This is a genomic window from Pedobacter segetis, assembly GCF_016623585.1.
GTDB lineage: Bacteria > Bacteroidota > Bacteroidia > Sphingobacteriales > Sphingobacteriaceae > Pseudopedobacter > Pseudopedobacter segetis.
This window is the reverse complement of sequence record NZ_JAEHFY010000017.1, coordinates 88,233-103,595: the sequence shown is the minus strand read 5'-3', so window position 1 is coordinate 103,595 and position 15,363 is coordinate 88,233. Positions and strand designations below refer to the sequence as shown.

The 15,363-nt window shown below is 36.5% G+C and carries 12 protein-coding genes; 1 reads left to right on the top strand and 11 read right to left on the bottom strand.

All coding sequences use genetic code 11. The features are described 5' to 3' along the window. Window positions 1-98: 98 nt before the first annotated feature. The 11 genes from I5M32_RS12650 to I5M32_RS12600 all read right to left on the bottom strand — a co-directional run bounded on the left by I5M32_RS12650 (window position 99) and on the right by I5M32_RS12600 (window position 14,174). Entirely contained in the window at window positions 99-479 is a 381-nt protein-coding gene (locus I5M32_RS12650; RefSeq protein WP_200586920.1) for a GxxExxY protein, read from the bottom strand. A gap of 394 nt (window positions 480-873) precedes the next feature. Continuing rightward, window positions 874-1,038, bottom strand: a complete 165-nt coding sequence (locus I5M32_RS12645; RefSeq protein ID WP_200586919.1) for a hypothetical protein — start codon at window positions 1,036-1,038, stop codon at window positions 874-876. After that, complete coding sequence (locus I5M32_RS12640; protein WP_200586917.1) at window positions 1,025-1,489, bottom strand: PIN domain-containing protein; 465 nt, start codon at window positions 1,487-1,489, stop codon at window positions 1,025-1,027. The genes I5M32_RS12645 and I5M32_RS12640 overlap by 14 nt, the downstream gene beginning before the upstream one ends. A gap of 241 nt (window positions 1,490-1,730) precedes the next feature. Further along, the gene (locus I5M32_RS12635; RefSeq protein WP_394370321.1) at window positions 1,731-2,231 is read right to left on the bottom strand and encodes a cytidine deaminase; all 501 of its coding nucleotides are present in this window, start codon (window positions 2,229-2,231) and stop codon (window positions 1,731-1,733) included. A 203-nt stretch (window positions 2,232-2,434) separates the two neighbouring features. Continuing rightward, on the bottom strand, window positions 2,435-4,339 hold the full coding sequence (locus I5M32_RS12630) for a DNA topoisomerase IV subunit B (protein WP_200586913.1): 1,905 nt from the start codon (window positions 4,337-4,339) through the stop codon (window positions 2,435-2,437). A gap of 198 nt (window positions 4,340-4,537) precedes the next feature. Next, a complete protein-coding gene (locus tag I5M32_RS12625) occupies window positions 4,538-5,842 on the bottom strand; it encodes a prephenate dehydrogenase (RefSeq protein WP_317193134.1) in 1,305 nt (434 codons plus the stop codon). A gap of 315 nt (window positions 5,843-6,157) precedes the next feature. Next, window positions 6,158-6,835, bottom strand: a complete 678-nt coding sequence (gene msrA, locus I5M32_RS12620) for a peptide-methionine (S)-S-oxide reductase MsrA (protein WP_200586911.1) — start codon at window positions 6,833-6,835, stop codon at window positions 6,158-6,160. Between the two features lie 156 nt (window positions 6,836-6,991). Next, window positions 6,992-8,533: a YifB family Mg chelatase-like AAA ATPase gene (locus tag I5M32_RS12615; protein ID WP_200586910.1), complete on the bottom strand. Its 1,542-nt coding sequence runs from the start codon at window positions 8,531-8,533 to the stop codon at window positions 6,992-6,994. 115 nt (window positions 8,534-8,648) lie between these two features. Continuing rightward, entirely contained in the window at window positions 8,649-10,295 is a 1,647-nt protein-coding gene (locus I5M32_RS12610) for an amidase (protein WP_200586909.1), read from the bottom strand. A gap of 116 nt (window positions 10,296-10,411) precedes the next feature. After that, complete coding sequence (locus I5M32_RS12605; RefSeq protein ID WP_200586908.1) at window positions 10,412-12,478, bottom strand: carboxy terminal-processing peptidase; 2,067 nt, start codon at window positions 12,476-12,478, stop codon at window positions 10,412-10,414. Window positions 12,479-12,644: 166 nt separating this feature from the next. Next, window positions 12,645-14,174 (bottom strand): glycoside hydrolase family 10 protein, encoded by a 1,530-nt coding sequence (locus tag I5M32_RS12600; protein ID WP_200586907.1) that lies wholly within the window; start codon window positions 14,172-14,174, stop codon window positions 12,645-12,647. Between the two features lie 259 nt (window positions 14,175-14,433). Between I5M32_RS12600 and I5M32_RS12595 the strand changes: the two genes are divergently transcribed. Then, on the top strand, window positions 14,434-15,336 hold the full coding sequence (locus I5M32_RS12595) for a hypothetical protein (protein WP_200586906.1): 903 nt from the start codon (window positions 14,434-14,436) through the stop codon (window positions 15,334-15,336). Window positions 15,337-15,363: the final 27 nt, after the last annotated feature.

The window sequence follows — 15,363 nt, the reverse complement described above, 5'->3', positions numbered from 1 at the left end:
TTGTTTTTGACCTCTAAGCTTTTTGATCAGGTCGTTTGTTTAAACCGCAGTGGACTCGGAGGTCACAGAGCTGGTTTGGTTGTTGTTTTTGTAAATTATTAATATTCATTTATAACTCTCTTGATTCCATCTTTCAACAATAAAACATTAAAATTGATGAGCAATCCTAATTTACATTCCGATAATTTTAAATAAGTTAATGTTTGAGCTAAATAAATATCGTTCATTTCTTTGACAGATTTAATTTCAATTATTAGCCTGTTAGCTACAAATAAATCTAAACGATAGCCACATTCTAACTCTACTCCGTCATAAAATATGGGTAAGGCTTTTTCTTTTTCAACAAATAAACCACTTTTCTTCAATTCATAAAATAAACATTCTTTGTAAACAGATTCTAACAATCCCGGCCCTATTTCTTTATGAACCTTAATTGCAAAACCAATTACTTTTGTTGCCAAAGAATTTTCTAACTCCATTTATAAATCAAATTTATTTAACTTTTAGCTTAAGCACAATCCAACTCCGTAACCTTCGCGTTCTCCGCGGTTAAAAAATTGTCCTAATCATGATTTCCAGTATTAATGGATTAAAACAATTTTACATGCCTTAAGATTATCTACCCAACTCCGTGTACTTTGCGCACTCTGCGGTTAAAAAACTGTCTTAATCATGATTTACAGTATTAATGGATTAAAATAATTTTACATGTCTTAAGATTACCTACCCAACTCCGGTTTGCAAGTTTAAGCTGTGCCCGAATTATTGCAATGATTTCCGCCCGAGTAAAAACATAATTAATTTTCACAAAAGGAAGTGAAAGCACTTCGCCCGGGCATAGCTTGAACTTGCTGTTATGTATAGTGCCTTCTATTACGCTTGTCCTACAAGTTTGCTCTTGCTTTCGGTCAACTTTTTCTTGATGTAGTCTTTTAATTCTTCAAAGGTCATATTTTGGGTTTCAGAACTAATTTTGTCCCTAGTTTCCCTCATCATTTTAACTGAGTCAAATGTTTTTTCTTTTTTAATCGTTTCCATATTTAACAAGGTCTCTTGGGCTACGGATTTCAATAATTGGAAAGCCAAGTCGCATATTAACAGAATTGTAGCCTTTTATTCTGTCAAGATTTACGATGTGTTTAAAGTTCCAACTGGCAAGAACGTCAACTTTATTTATTGTCGCCAACGCAATGTGCCTGCAATCTTCTAAACTAGTTCTGCCTACCACTTTTTCAGATATGTAAGTGTCGGCAAGTTTTATGGCATCTTCGGTCAGTTCTATGCGTTCAAATTTGTCGGAAGAGAATTGTAAAAGATGATTTCTAACATGTTCTGGAGCATTGATTAACTCAAGGTCGAGAAGGTCGGAAACAACAAAAATAACCTCGTTTCTTACAAATCGTTCAAATAGCATAACTGTAGCTTCTTTGAATTCTTCGTCAAAATAACCGCCCACAACTGATGTGTCTATGTAGATTCTCTGCTTCATTGGTGTAAAGATAGCGAAAAAGTTGTTTTAACAGATGCCATTGTGTTCGGTCTAGGCATTATACATAAGGTTTACTTTGCGCCCTCTGCGGTTAAAAAATTGCCTTAATCATGATTTCCAGTATTAATGGATTAAAATAATTTTACATGCCTTAAGATTATCTACCCAACTCCTTCTACTTTGCGCCCTCTGCGGTTAAAAATTTACCATGCTACTTTCAAAAACATTTCTGTGGTTAATATTATCCTCTCAACCTATCCTCAAAGAACAAAAAAGGCAAAAAACTACCCACGCCCCTCGCCTTCCAAATTGGCCCATCAATACAGTATAACAAAATATCAAATTCTTGCTCTTGCTTTTTTTCTGATTCTGCCATCACCTGTAAACAAGCGCCACATGGTGTGGTGGGAAGTTTTAATTCAAAACTATCTGTACTTGCGGTAATAGCGATCGATATGATCTTATCATCAGGATAATTTGCGCCAATTGCAAAAAGAGCTACACGCTCTGCGCACAGGCCAGAAGGATAAGCAACGTTTTCTTGGTTACTGCCATAAACAATTTTCCCCGAGGTTAACTTCACGGCCGCACCAACCTTAAACTTAGAATAGGGCGAATGGGAATTTTTTAAGGCTTTTACCGCCTCCAAACAAAGTTCCCTATCCGTTTCATTTAATTCATCTATGCTCCCAAAATCATCAAAAGCAATATTTATTTCTTTTTTTATCAATGATTGTTTTATTTTTAAATGGGCGTTTTAACACGCTATCCACTATAGTTTTTTTGCTATCTGCTAAATGGCAAGCGCAAAAAAAGCATGCCCGACTACTGGCGTGGCTGCCGTTACTATTGTTAACGCAAATTCTAATGTTTTTAAATATTAATTATTCTTAATTAATTCAGTTAATCTGCTTTAAACTTTTTTGCCTTAAGCTTTCAGCCTATTTATGCTGCTGTTTCTTCTAATGCTTCTGCTGCCTGTTTTGCATCGGCAATAATATCGGCATCATCTTTTTCTATCCTTAAATTTTGGACAATGTGTTGCTGCCTATCCATGGTGTTTTTGCCCATGTAATACTCTAATAAGTTTTTAATCTTGGTTTCACCCTGTAAGATCACAGGGTCCAAACGGATATCTTCCCCAATAAAGTTCTCAAACTCATCTGGTGAAATCTCGCCTAAACCCTTAAACCTAGTTATTTCTGGCTTGCCGCCGAGTTTATCTATTGCCAAAACACGCTCTTCATCGCTATAGCAATAAATGGTTTCCTTTTTGTTCCTTACCCTAAACAATGGGGTTTGCAAAATAAAAACATGGCCGGTTTTAACCAGATCTGGGAAAAACTGCAAGAAAAAGGTCATCAGCAGTAAACGGATGTGCATCCCATCTACATCGGCATCGGTGGCAACCACTATATTATTGTAGCGTAGGCTTTCCAAACCATCTTCGATATTTAAGGCGTGTTGCAGCAGGTTAAATTCCTCGTTTTCATAAACCACTTTTTTGGTAAGGCCATAAGCGTTTAATGGTTTCCCTTTAAGCGAAAAAACAGCTTGTGTTTTCACTTCCCTTGCCTTTGTGATAGATCCCGAAGCAGAATCTCCTTCGGTTATAAACAAAGTGGTCTTTTTACGGTCCTCTTCGCTCAATTTTTCATCATCCAAATGCCATTTGCAATCACGTAATTTACGGTTGTGCAAACTTGCTTTTTTAGCCCTATCGTTAGCCAATTTTTTGATGCCCGCAATATCCTTACGTTCCCTTTCAGATTGTAAGATGCGTTTTAAGAGCGCATCGGCAGTTTCTGGGTATTTATGGAGGTAATTATCTAATTCTTTTTTAATAAAATCGTTAACAAATGTTCTTACCGTTGGCAGATCTGGGCCAATGTTTAGCGATCCTAATTTTGTTTTGGTCTGAGATTCGAAAACCGGCTCTTGTACCCTTATCGATATCGCTGCCACAATAGATGCCCTGATATCCGAAGCATCGAATTCTTTTTTATAAAATTCCCTAATCGTTTTCACAACCGCCTCTCTGTATGCTTGTTGATGGGTACCTCCTTGCGTGGTATGTTGCCCGTTTACAAAAGAGTAATATTCCTCGCCATATTGCTGCCCGTGGGTCATGGCAATTTCAATATCTTCTCCTTTTAAATGGATAATTGGGTACCTATTGGCTTCCGCATCGGTATTTCTTGCCAAAAGATCATATAAACCTCGCTCTGAAAAGAATTTTTGCCCGTTAAAATTGATGGTTAAACCGGCATTTAAAAAAACATAATTCCAGATCATGTTTTCGATAAATTCTGGGATATATCTGTAATTTCTAAAGATGCTTTCATCAGGGATAAAAACTACGGCCGTTCCGTTGCGTTGTGTAGTCTCTATTTCGGGATTGTCCTTAACTAACTCGCCCTTTTCAAACTCTGCCTTTTTGGTTTTCCCATCTCGGTAAGATTGTACCGTAAAACTCCCCGAAAGGGCGTTTACCGCTTTAGTACCCACACCGTTTAAACCTACGGATTTTTGGAAAGCCTTAGAATCATATTTACCGCCCGTGTTAATTTTGGATACACAATCGATCACTTTGCCTAAGGGAATCCCTCGCCCATAATCACGGACAGCAACTTTATGATCGCTAACCGTAATATCTATGATCCGTCCTGCGCCCATCACAAACTCATCTATAGAGTTATCCATGATCTCTTTCAAAAGCACATAAACGCCATCATCATAAGCAGAGCCATCGCCCAATTTACCAATGTACATCCCGGGCCTTAGCCTAATATGCTCTTTCCAATCTAGCGATCGTATGCTATCATCATCGTAATTTACTTCTTCAGCCATTTCTTAGATTTAAGTATTGCGATTTTAGGTACAAGAATTCTAAAACGCAATCAACCTTTACAAAGCTAAAATTTTACGCAAAATGGGCAAGGATAAGATTTCAACATTTTAAGAGAAACAATCAGTATTTCGGTAATACAGACTTTGGGATTTGCAGCAGCAACCTTTTTATTAAAACCTATAAATTCTTTGTTATTTTTAAGACAACCTTCTAATTAACTCTGCGCTCTGCACCCTACCTTTTTCTAAAAGTGGTTCAAAAAAGGCTTTAGCTTGTGCAAAATGTTCTTTATAGCCGTTCATATCTTTGTATTTGATAATAGAAGCCCATTCTCTTACTGCGGTATGAAATTCTAAATCATCGCCACGGATGCTTTTATCAAATAATGCCGTTTGTATGGTTTCTTCTAAAAGCTTATCGTTTTTGAACAAGTATTCTACGATCCCCAAACGGAGTTTAAATGGGGGTGTTTGCCCTACCAAATTATCGTAAGGGTTGATGTTGAGCTGATGCCAAGCATCAACCATGGCCAATAAACTTAAATGCGAATTGGGTTTTGCCAAGGCACTATTGCTGCCAATGCTAAACTCCTTCATAATTTCATCATCAAACAAAATAAGGTTATGCTGCCCATGAAAAACAAAATCACGGGCCTCATAAATCCTTTCCCTAAAGTTCTTTTCATCCTCTTGGATCATCATTTTAAACAATGCCGATTCTGATTGGGAATAAACCTCGATTTGTTTAGCGGCGTAAGGGTTTAAGATTGCCAAACCCCCGTAAATGTGGGCTTTGTAGCTAAAGATCCTTAAAGTGGTTAAAATCTTCACGTTATCAATCCCAGAAACATAGGCCCCGCTTTCCCAAGGATAGCAACCAGCGTTTTTCCAAGCCGTACCCATGCTTTCAAAACCCATGTGAGTTACGGCTTGCGTATCGGCCATGATCTGATCATGCTGATGATAATCTTTAAGTTCTATAATTTCAGATTCTAGGGTTTTAAGTATTTCTAAGGCTCTTTGATAGCTTTTTTTGCTGATGCGATGTGGGGCTACGATGAGTTTTTGGCCTTTGGTTTCAAAACCTGGGCCATGTAAGGCGTGGGTTAATATAATTTCGCAATTGCTTGGGAGATATTTTTCAAATGCGGCAACTTCTGGTGTTTTAACAGAGGTCATTCCTGTTACTATTGCCCCATCTTTTACAGCTTCGGCAGAGTTTGCTACAACTTCATCAATTTTCTCTGCCTCAACGGCATAAAAAATAAAATCGCAGGTATTACAAATTTCTTTGGCATCATCCAAAACGGTAATACCTAACGGAGAAAGTTCTTCTTTGAGCGTTAGCTTTCTATCGGGTAAATCGCATCCCAAAACTTCTAACCCTGCTTTTGCGAATGTTAGAGCGTATAATTTGCCCATATCACCCAAACCAATAATCCCGAGTTTCATATCGGCTAAGTTAGTTGAATTAAGAAAATGAAAGGAATATTTTGATGAGATTTTATTTATGTTTTTCCCAAATTCTCGATTTTTGAGAATAATCTTTCATTAAAATATTGTTGCTTCTAAAACGGGTTGATCGTAATGTTAAGAAGACTTTTGTGCGTAGATTTTATTTCTTCAAACTTTTTAGAAGGTAAATTAGGTATTTCTATTTGTTACTCTTGTTATCCCAACGTTTCTGATATTACAACTATTAAATCTTTATCGCTTATGATTAACAATTTGAAAAAAGACACAGAAATTTTTAAATAATTTAACCCGATTTAACCTAGTAAAAAAGGACTTTTGATCAATTCAAAAGTCCTTCAATTTTTAAGCTCCGGGCTTTAATTTACCTTTATATGTTTTCTTAAACTTTTCATAACGTGGTAAAGAAACGTTTCTAACGTAAGGGTTGCTATCTCCTTTACCGCTATTAATGTAGTTTTGGTGATAATCTTCTGCTTTGTAAAAAGCATTTAGTGGTTTCAACTCTGTTACAATGGGGTTTGCAAAAGCATCTGAAGCACTTAATTTTTTGATTTCGTTCATGGCAATCTGCTGCTCTTCTGGGGTTTGATAGAATAGGATAGAACGATAAGAGCTTCCTCTATCTGGCCCTTGTTGGTTTGGGGTTGTTGGATCATGAGAAGCAAAAAACACTTTTACCAGCTCTTCATAACTGATAATTTTGGGGTCGTAATAAACTAGAACGCTTTCTGCATGGCCAGTAGTTTCTGTGTTTACCAGATCATAAGTTGGGTTAATGGTTGTGCCACCGGCATAGCCAGAAATAACATCTTTTACACCAACAACAGATTCAAAAATATGCTCGCTACACCAAAAACAACCCTCTGCAAAGGCGGCAACTTTTTCTCCTTTAGGAGGTGTAAGATCCATTTTTAAATCTTTTTGGTTTGCTTTTTTTGAGGAGTTTGTTTGCCCGTTACCATTGCATGAGCTTGCTATTATTGCAAATAAGCATAAACTCATTAATTTTAAATATTTCATGGTTTGTTTTTATATTTTTTGTAGATAAACGCAAAAGAAGTATTAAAAGTTTTTGCAAAAGGTTTGAGGTTCTTCACACTTAGGTTAATTATAATTGGTAAAAATCGATTTAAAGGTCCAATTCATCAGAAATGAATGATTAAATGATATTATAAGCTAACCTGCCCAATTCTCTCTATCTAAACTTCTAAAATGGATGGCCTCTGCTAAATGTTCTATTTCTATTTCTTCACTTTCGGCCAAATCTGCAATGGTGCGGGCAACTTTAAGGATACGATCGTAAGCCCTAGCAGATAATCCTAATTTTTCCATCGCCTTTTTTAGAAGTAACTGTCCTGCATCTGTTATCTTACAGATTGCCCTTACCATTTGGGGACTCATTTGAGCGTTGGAATAAATATTTTCGTTATCTTCAAACCTTTTGTTTTGCATTTCCCTGGCCTTGATCACTCTTTCCCTTACCACTTCGCTTTTTTCTGTTTTCCTTTCGGAGGATAGCTCTTCAAAATTTACGGGCGTAACTTCTACATGTAAATCGATACGATCTAATAAAGGCCCGCTTACCTTGCTTAAATATTTTTGTACAACGCCTGGGCCACAAACACATTCCTTCTCGGGATGGTTGTAGTAGCCACAAGGACATGGGTTCATGGCGGCAATCAACATAAAACTTGCCGGGTAATCTACCGACATTCTTGCCCTTGCAATGGTTACTCTTCGTTCTTCTAACGGTTGGCGCATCACTTCTAGAACAGTACGCTTAAACTCTGGTAATTCATCTAAAAACAAAACCCCGTTATGCGCCAAAGATATTTCACCGGGTTGCGGATTACCTCCGCCACCAACCAATGCAACATCAGAAACGGTATGGTGAGGAGAGCGAAAAGGCCGGCGGGTTAATAAGGCATCAGAGGCAGCCAGCTTGCCTGCAACAGAATGTATTTTTGTGGTTTCTAAGGCCTCATGCAAATTTAACGGCGGTAAAATAGTAGGTAACCGTTTAGCCAACATGGTTTTTCCTGCACCCGGTGGACCAATTAAAATAGCATTATGCCCGCCGGCGGCGGCAATTTCTAAAGAACGTTTAATGTTTTCTTGCCCTTTTACATCGGCAAAATCTGCATCATAATTATTGATGGCATGGTAAAACTCATCGCGAGTATCAACAACAGTTGGCAACGGTTTGATACCTTTTTGAAAAAAATCTACAATTTCATTGATATGGCTGATGCCGTAAACCTCTATACCGCTAACTATTGCAGCTTCCCTAGCGTTTTGTTTGGGTAAAATGAAACCTTTAAATTGATCTTTTTTGGCTTGGATAGAAATAGGTAAGGCACCTTTTAAAGCCTGAACTTGCCCGTCTAGGGAAAGCTCTCCCATGATCAAATAATCGCCAATTTCTTTGTCTGGGATTTGCTCTGAAGCAGCTAAAATCCCTGTTGCGATGCTCAAATCATAAGCAGAGCCTTCTTTTCTGATATCGGCGGGAGCCATATTGACCACTATTTTTTTTCTTGGCATACGCAAACCGCTATTGGTTAATGCACTTTCTATACGATGCATGCTTTCTTTAACGGCATTATCTGGCAACCCTACGATAAAATAAATGGGCTTTCCGCCAGAAATATCAACCTCAATGGTAATCGTAATGGCTTCTACCCCATAAACCGCACTTCCAAATATTTTAACTGGCATTAATTACAGGTATTGATTAACATAAAACCAAGCATTTCTTTTTAAGTAAAGCTAATTTATTTTCTCATAAGTTGCATAAAATGCTATTACATGATTTATTAATAAAACAATAAACTTATGATAAAGTTGGTTTTGGAATAGCTGTTGGGACAAATTTTGGGGCTTCTCTTTTTTTAGTTGCTTGTTCAAAAGCGTAGGCAATATTAATTATTTCAGCTTCTTGATAAGCATCGGCAATAAAAGAAATACCTATTGGCAAACCATGTATCATACCCATTGGCAATGTTATGTGTGGATAACCTGCAGTAGCTGCTGGGCTAGAAAAGGAAAATCCGGTTCCATAATCGCCATTAATATTATCTATGCAAGCAGCTGGCCCATTTGAAATACCACAAATAGCATCTAAACTATTCTCTTTTGATACAGCACTAATGATAGACCTAGATTGGGTAGATTTCTCTAAGGCTTCTTTATAGTCTTTACTGTTTAGATCTCCCTTTGCCTCACTGCTAATTAATGTTTCTTGCTTAAAAAAAGGCATTGCAGTAACTTCATTTCTATTGTTAAAAGCAATAATTTGTGCTAAAGTTTTAACTTTTGCGTTTGCTGTTGAAAGGTATTTATTAAGTCCGTCTTTAAATTCATACTGTAAAACATCAAACTCACTATCTCCAGCTATTTTGTTGATTTTTTTGTTCAAATCAACTTCAATCATTTCTGCTCCTTTAGATTTCATCAATTCAATGGCGTTTTTGAAAATCGAAACCACCTCATTATTACTATCTCTCAAAAAGGATTTTTCTATTCCAATTCTTTTGCCCTTTAAAGCATCAATATTAAGGTTTAAAGTATAGTCTGTTTTAGCTTTTCCTTTACTTTGCAATGTAACGGGGTCTTTAGGATCTACTCCTGCCAAGATGCCTAAAAAGATTGCGGCATCTTTTACCGTACGTCCCATTGGCCCTGCAGTATCTTGAGTTGTAGAAATTGGGATTATCCCTGTTCTGCTCAATAAACCTACCGTTGGTTTAATTCCCACCAATCCGTTTATTGAAGACGGAGAAGTGATTGATCCATCGGTTTCTGTACCTATACCTATCACACAAAAATTCGCAGAAACTGCGGCTCCTGTTCCTGCACTTGAACCAGATGGATTTCTATCCAGAATATAGGGCATCCGGGTTTGGCCCCCACGGCTGCTCCAACCACTGGTAGAGTTGGTTGATCTAAAATTTGCCCATTCGCTTAAATTGGTTTTGCCCAATAAAACAGCTCCTGCCTCTCTCAGTTTTTTAACTATAAAAGCATCCTCACTAGCAATATTACCAATCATTACCGTAGCACCTGCGGTAGTCATCATTTTATCTGCGGTATCAATATTATCTTTAATTAAAACCGGTATGCCATGCATTTTACTCCTAATCTTCCCATTTTTTCTTTCTTTGTCTAATTGTTCAGCAATGATTAGAGCGTCTGGATTGAGCTCAATTACTGCATTTAAAGAAGGGCCGATCTTATCCATGGCGGCAATTCTTTTTAAGTATAGTTTTGTGATTTGCTTAGAAGATATTTCTCCTTTAACCATCATTGCTTGTAATTGGTCAATTGTAATTTCATTGAGTTTGAAATCATCTATATAAAAGTTATCAGAAACAGGCTCTTTATCTAGTTCTTTAGCCTGTAAACCAAATGAAGATGCCGCTAAAGATGTAGATGCCAAGGTGGCAACCGAAGTATTGATAAGAAATTTTCTTCTATCCATTATAACTAAAGGTTAAGTGATTAAAAACAATCTACAATTTATAGAATTTTAATAGAATTTATAAAAAAAGCCCGAGAATATCGGGCTTTTTAAATTTTAATATGGATTTTAACCGCTTATTTTTTAGCTATTTTTGGGTCTGCAATGTAATCTGTCATTATTTTCATTGATTCGTTTTGTATAAAATCAAAGTTTTCTTCTTTTAAGGGTTTTGCTTCTCCTTTTTTAAGGGGAGGCAAACCCCTCAGTTTCCTTAGATCATTGTCACGCTTTAAGTTTTTCTCTTCTTGCTCATCCCGTTGTTTTTTTAATTCTTCTTCGTTTAAAGGCAAAGTGGTTTCTGCATCTTTTTTCTTAAACTCTTGAATGTCTTGAAGTAGGTATTCATAATCTTTACTTGTTTTCATCCTTTGGTTATGCAATACATTAAGTTCTGCAATGGTGGGTTTCAAGTCTGCAACTTTAGTATAATTACTGCTTCTTATGGTGTCAAATGGTAGGGCAGAAGGTTCCGAACTTTCCCCATATTTATCTGCAGGGAAAACCGTAGGGAATAAAATATCTGGAATTACTCCTTTATGTTGTGTAGAATTGCCATTTATGCGGTAAAATTTACCCATGGTTAAATTGATCTGATCATCTTTATCAGAAAATTTAGAATCTATCCTTTTCATGGCTATGGCCGATTGTACCGTACCTTTACCATAGGTTGTGTTTCCGATAATGATACCCCTTCCGTAATCTTGTATAGCACCTGCAAAAATTTCTGATGCCGAGGCACTGAACCTATCCGTCATGATCGCCAAAGGGCCAGACCAACTAACCGATGGGTCTTCATCTTCATCAACCTCAACTTTACCTCTATAATCTTTAACCTGTACAACTGGGCCTTTGGTGATAAACAATCCGGTAAGATCTATGGCTTCATTTAAAGATCCACCGCCGTTACCTCTTAAATCTATGATCACCCCATCAACATTTTCATTTTTTAAAGAATCTAAAATCATTTTCACATCTCTTGTGGTTGATTTGTAGTTAGGATTACCAGCTTGCATCGCTTTCCAATCTGCGTAAAAAGCCGGAATCTCAATAATTCCATAATTATACGTTTTACCGTCTTTAGTAATTGATTTGATTTTTTTCTGAACAGATTGATCCTCTAAGATTATTTTATCCCTAACGATGGATATAATTTTTGGCGTTGCAGATAGATCTTGGTTTTTAGAAAGGATTTTTAACCTTACGGTAGTTCCCTTTTTACCCCTGATCAATTCTATGGCATTATCTAACCTCCATCCCACAACATCAACAAATTCTTCATTCCCTTGCGCCACACCTATAATTTTATCATCAATGGCCAATTTCTTGATCTTATCTGCCGGCCCACCTGGCACAATACTTTTTATGGTTACAAAATCGTTTTCAGAAGATAGCGTTGCACCTATACCTTCTAAAGACCTTGCCATATCTATGTTAAAATTGGCCGCATTTGCAGGGTTGAAATAACTGGTATGCGGATCGATGCTACTTGTAAAAGCAGTCATGATTATTTGAAAAGCATCCTGATTATTTATCTTTTTAGATTGGGATAAAAGATTATCGTATCTTTTGGTAAGGTTAGCTTTTATCACAGAATCTTTTTGGTTTGAAAGCTTTAGGTTTAAATAATCATATTTAACCTTTTTTGCCCAAGATTGGTTGCTTTCTTCTATGTTTTTAAAATATGGCAACTTTTCGCGATCATAGGTATAAGTTTCTGGTTTAGTGAAATCGAACTTGTTTTGCAATTCTTTTAAAGAATATTGCAATCTTTCGTTATATCTTTTCTGATAAACGTTAAACATATAAAAAGCGGCCGTTAAATCTCCGTTTTTCATGTCATCATCAAAAGTTGTACGGTATTGTTCAAAATCTTTAATATCAGATGCCAAAAAATAACTCTTGTTTCCGTCTAAATCTTTTAAATAGTTGTTAAAGATCACAGATCCCAAAGAATCATTTAAACTTATTTTCTTGTAGCCCAAATTGGTAACCAGTTCGGCAATTTCTTTTGTTACTAAAGATTGCCTTGGATCTGGCTTTAAGTTGTTAGATCCCGGGACATCTATATCGGTTATCCTGGGGGCTGCAGAACAAGCTATGGTTGCTGCTATAAATAATCCTAAAAAAACTCTCTTTAACATATTCTTTAATTTTTCAAACTCTATAATCACGGTTTAACTAACGTTATTTGTTTACAAATAATACTCCAATAAATAAAAAAAGACAGTAAAATACTGCCTTTTTATGTAACAAGTTTAGTTATAAAAAAGATTTAAACAAATCATTAAATTTTTTTAACAGGTTATTTTAATTTTTGAGACCAATTAAAACCGGTATAGAAGGCTCGCTCTCGTTCTTAACCCTATCTAAAGTGGTAACAACATAACTATATATTTTCCCTTTTTCTGCAGTGGTATCTTCAAAAGAGGTAATATTTCCATAATAGATCATTTTGATGTTTTTTGCTTGGCTAAGATTTATTGTGCTGTCTTTATCAAAACGATAGACCACAAAACCATAAGCTTTGTCTCCGTCTTTGGCAACCAATGGCTGTTTCCAACTCAATAAAACACCTTTATCATCTTGCAAAGCCAACAAATTTTGCGGTGGGTTGGGGGCAACAGAATCTAACCAAAGCATTAATGGGGGCAATGCCGGATATTTAAAATAATTGTTGGCCAAGGTATCTGCTATGCCCAATGGGTTTTTGGTTAAAGATCTTGAGCTAAAAAATACACACCCTTGCACTCTTGGGTTGTTGCGGTAATAGGCAATCTGCCTACTTAGTTCTGTTGGGTTTTTCCAGGCAAGCTCCTTGGTTGCATTAACCTTGTATGCACCAATGCCTATATAAAGATGCCTTCCGTAAGTGTTATCGCTCCACCAATCTACCAAATTAGCATAAGGTGCGGCTTTTGTTTCAAATGCCCAATAAATCTGAGGGTTAATGTAATCTACCCAGCCCTCTTTTACCCATTTTCTTGCATCTGCGTAAATTCCATAATAAGAATCGCCACCGTAACTTATTGATCCCTCTGGGTCTTGGCTTTTATTTTTCCAGATACCAAAAGGGCTTACCCCAAATTTTATGTATTTTTTATGTGCATGGATGCTGTCGTTCAATTCCTTGATCAATAGATCAACATTATTACGCCTCCAATCTTTAATATCGCTTATTCCGTTGTTGTATTTTTTAAACGCCTCATCATCATCAATAAACTGACCTTTGACAGAATAAGGGTAAAAATAATCGTCAAAATGTACCCCGTCTATATCGTAATTATCAACCACATTTATAATTATCTTATTAATATAAGCCCTTACCTCTGGTATGCCGGGGTTAAATAGTTTTTTGCCGTCGTACTTAAAAAACCATTCTGGTTTTGTTTTAGTGATATGGTTGGCCACTATGTTTGCGTCGTTTGCATCAAAAGTTGCCCGGTAAGGGTTAAACCAAGCATGTAATTCCATCCCCCTTTTGTGGCACTCTTCTATGGCAAATTGTAGCGGATCATAGAAAGGATCTGGTGCCTGCCCCTGCTTGCCCGTTAGGTATTGAGACCAAGGCTCGTTAGATTTAGCGTAGAAAGAATCAGTTGCTGGCCTTATTTGAAACATGATCGCATTGATACCTTCTTGCTTGTGCTTATCTAATAAAGCTATAAATTCTTGTTTTTGCTGATCTGTAGTTAAACCCGGTTTGCTTGGCCAGTCTATATTTACCACCGTTGCCACCCAAACCCCCCTAAACTCTCTTTTTGGCAAATCATTATTCTGTGCATAAATGCCCATGCTTAAAAAAGAGGTCAAGATAGATAAGAGCCAATATTTTTTCATTAATAGATTACTGTTTTGATGTTTGAGCGGCAAAGATAATTATTCTTTTAAGATCAAATTATTGATATTGATCAATGTTAAGATATTTTTCTTTTTGATCTTGATATGATAGGGTTAAAAAAACCGTTTAAAAAAAAGCAAAAAATTTTGCGCTTTAAAAACCAATTAAATACTTTTTATTATCATTACACTTTTTTAATATAGTTTAATGGAATAATTTTTGTTAACAAATCGTTTAAATTTCAAACAAAGAACTAAAATGGAAAATCAAGAACAAAAGAAAAGAGATACCAATAAGATTTATTTTCTTATAGCGGTTATAGTTGCTTTACTAGGTACCAACATGTACCTATATTTCCAAAAAAACAAATCTGACCAAAGGATAGTAACCGTTAGTGATGAAAAGACGGCTTTACAAACAGAGCTTGAGAAGCTAGAGACAGAGCTAGACCAAGCTAACAATTCTACCACAGAGCTATCAACAGAACTTAAAACAAAAGATGATGAGCTAAAGGCAAAGATCGCACAACTTAAAACAGCGTTGAACAAAGGTACTTTAACCGCTGGAGAATTGGCAAAGGCAAAGGAAGATGTGAAGCAATTACGATATTTTGTGGGGAAGTACACCGCTGATATTGATGATCTTATGAAGAAAAATGCAGCATTGACTGGTGAACGCGACAGTTTAAAAACCACCGTATCTAATGTAAAGCAACTTGCCGACAATTTGAGTAAGGTAAACGATTCTCTTTACACAAAAGTAAAGGCCGGTGCAGCTTTGAAAACTTCTCAGATACAAATAGGTGCCTTTAAAATTAGGAACAGTGGCAAAGAAACCGATGTAACAAGAGCAAGTACCGCACAAAAAATTAAGGTAATGTTTACTGTGGCAAATAACCCAATTGCAGAAAAAGGGAGCCACGATATTTATATGAGGGTTTTAGATCCTGCCGGGAACTTGATCATTGGTGAGGGAGGCTCTTTTACCGCTAATGATCAAGATCTGCAATATACTTACAAAACGGCGATTGAGTTTAACGGAGATGCCAAAACCTTTACCCTAGATTGGACCAACAGAAATAATTTTGAGATAGGCACCTATTCTGTGATTTTATATGCCGACGGATATACCATGGGCAGAGGAAGTTTTAGTTTGAGATAAATAAAGAACATATCAAAAAAGCCGATT